This is a genomic window from Chamaesiphon sp. OTE_20_metabat_361 (assembly GCF_031364565.1).
Genome location: NZ_JANLWO010000203.1, coordinates 1 through 8592, shown reverse-complemented (window position 1 = coordinate 8592; position 8592 = coordinate 1). Strand labels below are relative to the sequence as shown.

General features: G+C 47.2%; 8 protein-coding genes. 2 read left to right on the top strand and 6 right to left on the bottom strand.

Annotated elements, in window-relative coordinates; translation table 11 throughout:
• Positions 1-1021: RNA-guided endonuclease InsQ/TnpB family protein (locus tag RMO35_RS05710; RefSeq protein ID WP_396135608.1), on the bottom strand; the 1021-nt coding region annotated here is incomplete at its 3' end.
• 14 nt (positions 1022-1035) lie between these two features.
• On the opposite strand from RMO35_RS05710, the gene tnpA reads away from it, so the two are divergent.
• Positions 1036-1455 carry an IS200/IS605 family transposase gene (tnpA, locus tag RMO35_RS05705; RefSeq protein ID WP_396135017.1) on the top strand — a complete coding sequence of 140 codons (420 nt, stop codon included), beginning with the start codon at positions 1036-1038 and terminating at the stop codon, positions 1453-1455.
• A 206-nt stretch (positions 1456-1661) separates the two neighbouring features.
• On the opposite strand, the gene RMO35_RS05700 is transcribed toward tnpA, so the two are convergent.
• The gene (locus tag RMO35_RS05700; RefSeq protein ID WP_396135610.1) at positions 1662-2255 is read right to left on the bottom strand and encodes a TRAP transporter small permease subunit; all 594 of its coding nucleotides are present in this window, start codon (positions 2253-2255) and stop codon (positions 1662-1664) included.
• A 214-nt stretch (positions 2256-2469) separates the two neighbouring features.
• Between RMO35_RS05700 and RMO35_RS05695 the strand changes: the two genes are divergently transcribed.
• On the top strand, positions 2470-3582 hold the full coding sequence (locus RMO35_RS05695; protein ID WP_309739207.1) for a TRAP transporter substrate-binding protein: 1113 nt from the start codon (positions 2470-2472) through the stop codon (positions 3580-3582).
• A gap of 11 nt (positions 3583-3593) precedes the next feature.
• Here the strand turns inward: RMO35_RS05695 and RMO35_RS05690 are convergent, their stop codons facing one another.
• The 4 genes from RMO35_RS05690 to RMO35_RS05675 all read right to left on the bottom strand — a co-directional run.
• Positions 3594-4958, bottom strand: coding sequence for a TRAP transporter large permease subunit (locus RMO35_RS05690; RefSeq protein WP_396135609.1), 1365 nt, complete (start codon positions 4956-4958; stop codon positions 3594-3596).
• Between the two features lie 357 nt (positions 4959-5315).
• On the bottom strand, positions 5316-6263 hold the full coding sequence (gene bla, locus RMO35_RS05685) for a class A beta-lactamase (protein ID WP_309739211.1): 948 nt from the start codon (positions 6261-6263) through the stop codon (positions 5316-5318).
• Positions 6264-6546: 283 nt separating this feature from the next.
• Positions 6547-7830, bottom strand: a complete 1284-nt coding sequence (locus tag RMO35_RS05680) for an NAD(P)/FAD-dependent oxidoreductase (RefSeq protein ID WP_309739204.1) — start codon at positions 7828-7830, stop codon at positions 6547-6549.
• A 214-nt stretch (positions 7831-8044) separates the two neighbouring features.
• A partial coding sequence (locus tag RMO35_RS05675) for a glycosyltransferase (protein ID WP_396135607.1) occupies positions 8045-8592 on the bottom strand: 548 nt, incomplete at its 5' end.

Below are 8592 nucleotides of genomic sequence, written 5' to 3'. Positions count from 1 at the left end.
TCCCTCTAGCATCAACTTCTTGGGTGTGCTTGCCGCGTCTTACCGCTACTGCTTGCAATATGTTCAAGAATGTCCGCCACGCAACATCAAGTATTGATTTAGCTAATCTGGTTCTAGCTAGACCCTTGATATTCAGTTTCTCGAATCCAATCAGATCGTAAGTTGTACATAAATAATGAGCTACAGAATAATGAAAATCTTTGCGTTGACGGGCAACATGCAGATGCAACTTAGCAACTTTATTAGCTTGCTTACCGTAATTAACAGACCCTTTTTCTTGTCTAGCTAACTTGCGTTGTTGACGAGCTAATACCGTTTGAGCCTTACGGTAGAACTGAGGGACAGCAATTGCCTCAGCATCGCTAGTAGTTAAGAACTTTTCTAACCCGACATCAATTCCCACCACAGATTTAATTTCATCAACAGGTAAGGAGACAGGCACCGTGTTATCTTCAAGCGCAAAACTTACATACCACCCATCGGCTTTGCTGACGATTGTTGCTTGCTTAATCACCGAACCTTCTGGGATTGGGCGGTGCAATACAACAGGAATATCACCAATCTTAGACAGCTTCAAATTTTCGCCAAGTAAGTTTGCTCCAGCCTTAGCAGAATTGGCTCTTGGAAAAGTAATCGAACAGATGTCGCCTTGTTTCTTAAATCTAGGTTTACCGCCTCTTTTGCCATTCTTATCTGGTATTAACCACCGTTTCCAAGCCTTGTCCAACCGCATTAAATTTTGCTGTTGGCAGTCAGCATAGATACCTTTATATTCAGGAAATAATGATTTTGTCTGTTTTAAATTGGCAGCTTGCGAGTAGTAATCAACCCTGTTTGGAATCTCACCAATTGGCTCACTTATCAGACTGCATCTATCGACCAAAGAACGAGTGCGGCGCAGGTAGTCTAATCTCTCTCCGAGAGCATAATTCCAATGCCGACGCAGCAACTCACCCCAGTGGCTCAAGGTCGCCTCCTGTTCTTGGTTTGGTTGCAATCGGTACTGGTAAGTGAGTAGCATAGAGCTATTATATCATGCTTAGTGCTATGAGCTATAACAAAGGCTACCGTTGCATATATTCGCTTAATATTCACTTGGTGCTGGTTACAAAGTACCGCAAAAAGGTGATTAATCAAGAGATCCTGAAAAGGTTGCATGAAATCCTTGCCAGCACTTGTGAAAAGTGGAGTAGCAAATTAACCGATTTCAACGGTGAACCAGACCACGTTCACCTAGTTATTGATTTCCCGCCGGATGTGGAGATTAGCAAGCTTGTCAATAATCTCAAGACTGTTTCGAGTCGATTAATTCGTAAGGAGTTTGCTGATGTTGTTAACCGAATTTATAGTAAACCAGTGTTTTGGACTGGAGCTTACTTCGTTGCTAGTTGTGGCGGCGTTACTGTCGAACAAATTAGAAAATATGTCGAAAACCAAGGTGAAATCACAGAGTAATTGTTCGCGCCTCGCCCACCCCTTCATGGTTGAGAGCTGCGCTTGTCAAATTAATCAGGGGTGGGACTCGTAACGCGCGTCCTATCCCCCTCACCGCCAAGTGCTATCGCACTCTGGCGGGAGTACCTCGGAGGTTTAGATGGCTGAGTCTCCGATCGGATGTGTGAGTCGATATAGCTAAAGGATAAAGGGTGCCAAATGTCAGTCTACTCTAGAGGTAAATTCTCGATATCTGCTTGAATGATTTCGGCAGCATGAGGATAACCCTTATAAACAGCTAGATACTTGATGGCTTGGGCGATCGCTTGGAGCAGCAAAGTCGCAAAAGCAACAATAATCATCGTTTTAATCGGAGCGCGGGGCAAACCGTTGGCATCTGAGGAAATTTCCCAAGTGCCCCAATTCCCATTGGGTAAAAGCCCCCAAGATTGCAATACGGGATCTAAGGCGACCCAAATTCCCAAAATACAAAAGGGAATCGTAAATAAGATCGTACCGATAAAATCGACTAAGGCTTGTTGTTTGAGAGTCCAATTGGTATAAAGAAAATCGACCCGCACATTGGCACCGTGTTTGAGAATGTAGGCAAATCCCAAAAAAAACATCATCGAAAATAAATACCACTGCAATTCGATGAGCGCGTTGGAAGATAATTGGATGCCAATTAATCGCCCCACATACCGAGCGACGACATTGTAAAAACCGACTGAGATCGTGAGGATGACCATCCCACCAGTCAGACTGCCGACGAACTCGGTGATTTTATCGATCGCCCGCGAAAAGTTCAACAGGGCGCGCATAGTAGCAGGTGCGATCGGGTTAGACAAAAGTTTCGATATCCTTAAAATGAAGCAGTTTCGCCCCCCGCTCGTCCCAAAGTCCGACGATAGATCGGCAATTTCATCGATCGTCATGGTAGAGCGTGGTTTAACATTAGCTTAGCTCGAATGTAGGTAGATTGCCTAAATCTCGACCTCTGTCCGATCTCTAGTCCGGAAGCGCAAGGAGTCAAAAGTGAAACGGAAACAATTTGTCCGAGCGGCGATCGCCAGTACGGTCTCAGGGGCTGCTCTCGTGTCGTGTCGCGCGCGAAAAAGGTCTTCAGGTGCTGGGACTGGCTTACCGATGATTAACTGGCAAATGGCAACGAGTTGGCCGATCTCGCTCGATACCATCTTTGGTGGTGCCAAAACCTTTGCAGATCGCTTGGCGGCGATTACAGATGGTAGATTCAAGATTACGCCCCGTCCGGCTGGGGAACTCGCTCCGCCACTAGAAGTGCTCAATGTCGTATCTCAAGGAGCCGTGCCCTGCGGTCATACAGCGGCTTATTACTATGTGGGCAAAACACCCGCTGCGGCTTTCGGGACTAGCGTCCCCTTTGGTTTGAACGGTCAACAGCAAAATGCTTGGCTGTATGAGGGCGGGGGTTTAAAATCCTTGCAAGAACTCTATGCACGGAAGTTTGGGGTGATTCAATTTCCGGCGGGTAATACTGGCGGTCAGATGGGGGGCTGGTTTCGGAAGGAAATATCCCAACTGAGCGATCTCCAAGGCTTGAAAATGCGGATTCCTGGCTTGGGCGGGCAAGTGATGGCCAAACTGGGCGTTACGGTACAAACTCTTCCTGGTAGCGAAATTTTTCAAGCCTTACAGACAGGAGCCATCGATGCGGCTGAGTGGGTGGGGCCTTACGATGACGAAAAATTGGGATTGAATAGAGTTGCTGAATATTATTACTATCCAGGCTGGTGGGAGCCAGGGCCGACGCTAGAGCTGCAAATCAACCTCAAGGAATGGCAGAAACTCCCCCCCGCCTACCAAGCCGCCGTTCAAACTGCGGCCTTTGAAGCTAACATGACGATGTTAGCTCGTTACGATGCCCGGAATAATCAAGCTCTCCAACGCTTGATTAAAAATGGTGTGAAGTTGCGCGCTTACAGTCCAGAAATTTTGGCAGCAGCAGAAAAGGCATCGTTTGAGCTGTACGATGATTTCTCTGCTAAAGATGCCGATTTTCAGCGGATTTTTGGGGAATGGAAACAATTTCGCGATCGGATCTATGCCTGGAATAAGATCAATTCCGCCAGTTTCGATCGCTATAGTTATGACAAGTTGAAATCTTAATGTGAGATTATTTACAAAACTGGTTTCGCTGCTAGGCTAACTAGCCAAGTCACCGTCTGTGGAAAAATCATCACGATTAATAACATCGTAAATTGCAACACCACAAACGGTAGCGCACTCTTGTGGATATCGATCGTCTTGAGTTCTGGGGGCGCGACACTTTGGAGATAAAAGAGGGAAAAACCGACAGGTGGTGATATAAAAGCTGTTTGTAAGTTAATGGCCATCACCACCCCAAACCACACCATATCGAGTCCCAATTTCTGGGCGGCGGGGACTAATAGCGGCATCGCAATAAAGCAAATTTCGATGAATTCGAGGAAGACTCCCAGCAGAAAAATCACAATATTACTGACAATCAAAAAAGCGATTTTACCACCGGGTAAATCGACTAATAACTCGGTGATTAATTCTTTGCCACCTAGCGCATCAAAAACTAGGCTAAAAAACGACGAGCAAAACAAAATCATCACCACTACCGTCGATACCACCGCCGTCGAGTGAGCTGCCGTGGTAATCAACTGCCAATTGAGTTTGCGATTGAGAGCTGCCAAGCCACAAGCTCCGACGGCTCCCACCGCCCCTGCTTCAGTCGGAGTGGCAAGGCCAAAGAAAATGCTCCCCAAGACGGCGAAAATCAGCAGCAAGGGTGGTAAAACTGCTTTGAGGCACTTTTTGACCAACGCTTTGCCCTTAATCTGTCGGACGGATAAAGGTAGGGCAGGCGCGAGGTCGGGTTTGAAATAGGCGAGGATCAGCACGTAGGCAGCATAGGAAGCCGATAACATCAGCCCCGGAATTAACGCCCCCAAGAACAAATCGCCCACGGACACGCCCAACTGATCGCTCAATACCAATAACACCAGGCTGGGGGGGATCAACTGGGCGAGGGTGCCCGAAGCGACGATGACTCCAGCGGCTAATTGTTTGTCATAACCATACCGCAGCATCACGGGCAGGGAGAGCGTGCCCATAATAATTACGGTTGCTGCTACCACCCCTGTCGTTGCGGCTAACAGGGTGCCCACCAGGACTACGGCTAAAGCCAATCCCCCGCGCACGGGGCCTAATACAATCCCGATCGTTTCTAACAATTCTTCGGCGATGCCCGATTTTTCTAAGACGGAACCGAGGAAAACAAAAAAGGGAATGGCTAAGAGCGTAAAGTTAGACATCGTACCGAACCAATTATTCGGCAGCAATAACAAACGGCTGGGATCGAAAGCATCCATTAGATAGCCAATCAGCCCAAACACGATCGCGGTACCAGCAAAGGAAAATGATACGGGATAACCAGTCATCAAGATCGCAAAAAAGCCCGCAAACATGGCTATTGCCAGCCATTCAGTATCGATTTCTATCAACTCAAAACCCATATTTTTTCCGATCGCATGTCGATCGCCAGCACCATCGGTCGAGTTTATTGTGTCATAATTCGGTCGCCCCCAACTTATCCCCTCGCGCTCGTCGATAGTGATTAGTTGGGCGAGGATTACGAGAGCGATTATTTTTAGCGGAGATGACAATTAATAATGCAGGAAGATTTAGCTTTATTTGGTTTGTCGCAAATTTTCCCTACAGCAAGCTCAATTAGCTTGTCTAGCTCCCCCGAAAATAATCGCTCTCCTGGATGCCTTTGCCTACAACACTGCCAGCACCGAATTCCGTCCCAAGCAAATTCGACGGCAAAACTGCATCCCACTTCTTGGCTAACCAAAGTAAACAATCTGCACCTATTTGCTCCATTCATCCCATACAGTGCGCGTCACCTGGGCAATCGATCGCTCGCGGATCGCCGCCTCCGCTGGGGAATCTGAGACAAAGACGGCGATCGCTAAATTTTGCCCGTTCGGCAGCGTTACGATTCCCACATCATTGGTTGCCGCCGTCACACCCTTGACTGTCGCCGAAGTTCCTGTTTTGTGCGCCACAACCGTCCCCTTCGGCAACAATCCTCTAATGCGCTGTTTGCCAGTAGTCGTCTCTGTCATCAATCGTCGCAGTAATGCTTGACTAGACGTTGACAGCCCTTTGCCCTCGTGAAAGGTGCGTAATAGCCCGACAGCAGCATCAGGTGTTGCATCGTTACGATACTGCACGGCGGGGTTTTTCCTTAGCTCCTGCTCCGTATTGGCAACAACAATGTCCTTTACGCCAAGACCACGCAAATATTGAGTAACAATCTTTGGCTCACCAACGAGTCGTAACAGCACATCGCAAGCCGTATTATCACTACTAGAAACCATATACTTCAATAGTTCAGTTAGAGTTAGTTCCACTCCGATCGCTTTCTGGTCTAAAATCTGACTGCCCCGAACGACATCGCTTGCCTCGATCCGAATCTTTTGGTCTAGCTTGAGTTTACCTCGATCTACTCGATCCAGCACAGCCATCGCGATTGGGAATTTGTAAACGCTTTGCATCGGGAATCGCTGATTTCCATTCAGGGAGACTGACTCTCCAGTTTCTAGCACTGTAGCTGTAACCCCCATACGACCTTGAGCAGTCTTAGAAATTTGTTCGATTCGACCGCGTAATTTGTTGCGGCGATCGGTATTAGATGTTGTAATCTCGTTGGGGTTATTTGGGGAATCTTGCCTGCTATTGGTGGAGTTAGTACTGGTGCAACCAACAGTCAGTAAAAACAAGCAAAATGTGCAAAACCAAGCTTTTTTAAGCATCACGAGTATCAGATAAACTTTAATCGCAAATATTCATTGGGGCAATCCAATCAAAAAAGTTATAGGGATACTTATAAAACGAATTACTCGATTCGTTCTCATCCTTAATTTGGTAGGGTCATCGAATTGAATTATGTGAAGCATTAGTCAATAACCAACACTCTAATTTTCATATTCTAACCGATCGATCGTGGGATTTAACACATCGATTTTCCTGTAGCCTGCTCCTAAAATTGTTTTTCCATAAAACTCAATTTGGGCGACCTGCCAAGGCAGCGCTTCGCTATCGCTTTTTCACTTTTGAGATCCACCCCTGATAAGCATCCAAAATCTCTGAATAGGGAACCGAACTTTCAAATACTAGTTCCGATAATGACGGCGAACAGCGATCTGGAAACAGTTGATGTAGCGTTGTTGCAAGTTGTTCTCTGAGCACAAATTCGATGAATAATCCAGAGGATGAGGGGAAGGAGTAATCGCCTAATTCTACTAAAGCATGAGCATCCGCTTGGCGGCGGAGCGTAAACTGGGCGATCGCCTCTGCCCAATCGTCAGCATACTCATCTAACAACTCGTCTAGAATCGCCACGTCTTCTAGTGCAGCGTTGCAACCTTGACCGATCGAGGGTGACACCGAATGAGCGGCATCGCCAATAATCAGTACACTATCGCCATGATGGTAGCGATTACAGCGAATGGTTAAAATCCGAGATGGCGATCGCACCAGAAATGCCTCTGCTTCGGAAGCAGGCATCATTTGACCTACCTCTGGGAAACGCTTGTGGAAAAATTGTTGGACTTGTTCTGGGGTCGAAAGGTTGGCAACCTCCTGGTTGAGTCGAGGGAATAAAATCACACCGCTCATGCTGCCGTCAGGTTGATGGAGCAGCACTACAAACGTCCCGTCATCGCTGCGCCAAGAATGAATTTTGCCTAATTCTAGATTGAAGTCTAACGCTCGATCTGGGCGAGGCAAAATAATCGATCTATAGTCGGTCGGGACGTATTTTTGCTCGAACTCAAACAGTTCGGTGTTAAGAAAATAGGATCTCACTACCGAACGTGCGCCGTCTGCACCAATTAATAAATCGTAGTCCACAGTCAGATCGGTGGCTGTTGGATCTATGTTTTGAAAAGTAATCGTCTTGGCGGCAAAATCCACTGCGGTGCAGGCTCGATCGAAATGCAGGTTGAGTCGGCTATTATCGTACTGTTCGGTCAACTTCTCCAACAATGTGATGACTAAGTTGGTGCGATCGAGTGTTACCAGTGGCTTCTTTCGGGATTTCACTCGTGTTTTGCCGTTCTGTTGATGAAAAATGGTGCCGCTCATTTCCAAACCGATCGCTCTGACGGCTGTTTCCAGTCCCGCAATCAGACCCAATGCCTTCATTCCGCGTTCGGTTAAAGAGATGGGGAAGGTTCTGGCATTGGAAAATTCGATGATGCGCGGATCGCTGAGGCGATCGTAGAGATCGACTTGATATCGATCGCCTCGACGCAACAGATAGTGAGCCAGCAGTACACCACTAGCTCCAGCACCCACGATTGCCACTTTTTTAACCATACTTGCTCCTAACTTGCTCAAAGATCGCATTTTTCTAGCTGTTCGGTGGTCAGAATTGTCGCTGAATCGATTACTTACTGCGAGCGCGGCTACTTGTACTGTTGGCGAAGCCTCGCCCTTTGCGATACGTAGCCGAAGTACGCCAACGAGACGGATGAGAATCGATCGATATTAGTAGATAAGTCAATCTTTCCAGTCTACCGTTGGAAATACTCTATTTCATTTGGCTTATGCTTGGATGAGATTGGGCTAACTGTTCTAGTAGTGTTGCGGCGATCGATGGTGCATCGTATTCACTAATTTTTCTTTGCAAGTCTTGAGCGCGATCCTTATAACTACGATCGTTTAATATCTTGCCGACAGCCGATCGAATCTGCTCTGGAGTTGGCTGGTCGGTTTTGAGATCGATTCCTGCACCCAACCAGTCGATCCGAGCACAAATTTCTGGCTTATCTTCAGACTTCCCCGCGCCGATTACTGGTACGCCATTTGCTAGAGACATTTGTACGCCATTAAAGCCGCCATTGGTAATCATCACATCGACATGAGGTAATAGTTGAGAATGGGGAATGAACGATGCAATGCGAGCATTGGCAGGAATCCCATCGGGCAGAATACTCTCAAGCGATCGATCGAAGACAGTCGCCACGACTAAGACGTTTTCTGATGCCAATGCTTGAAGTGTGGGCACGATTAATCGTTCTGGATCGGTCGTAATCGTCCCTTGGGTCACATGCACCACAGGGAGATCTCCATTCAGAT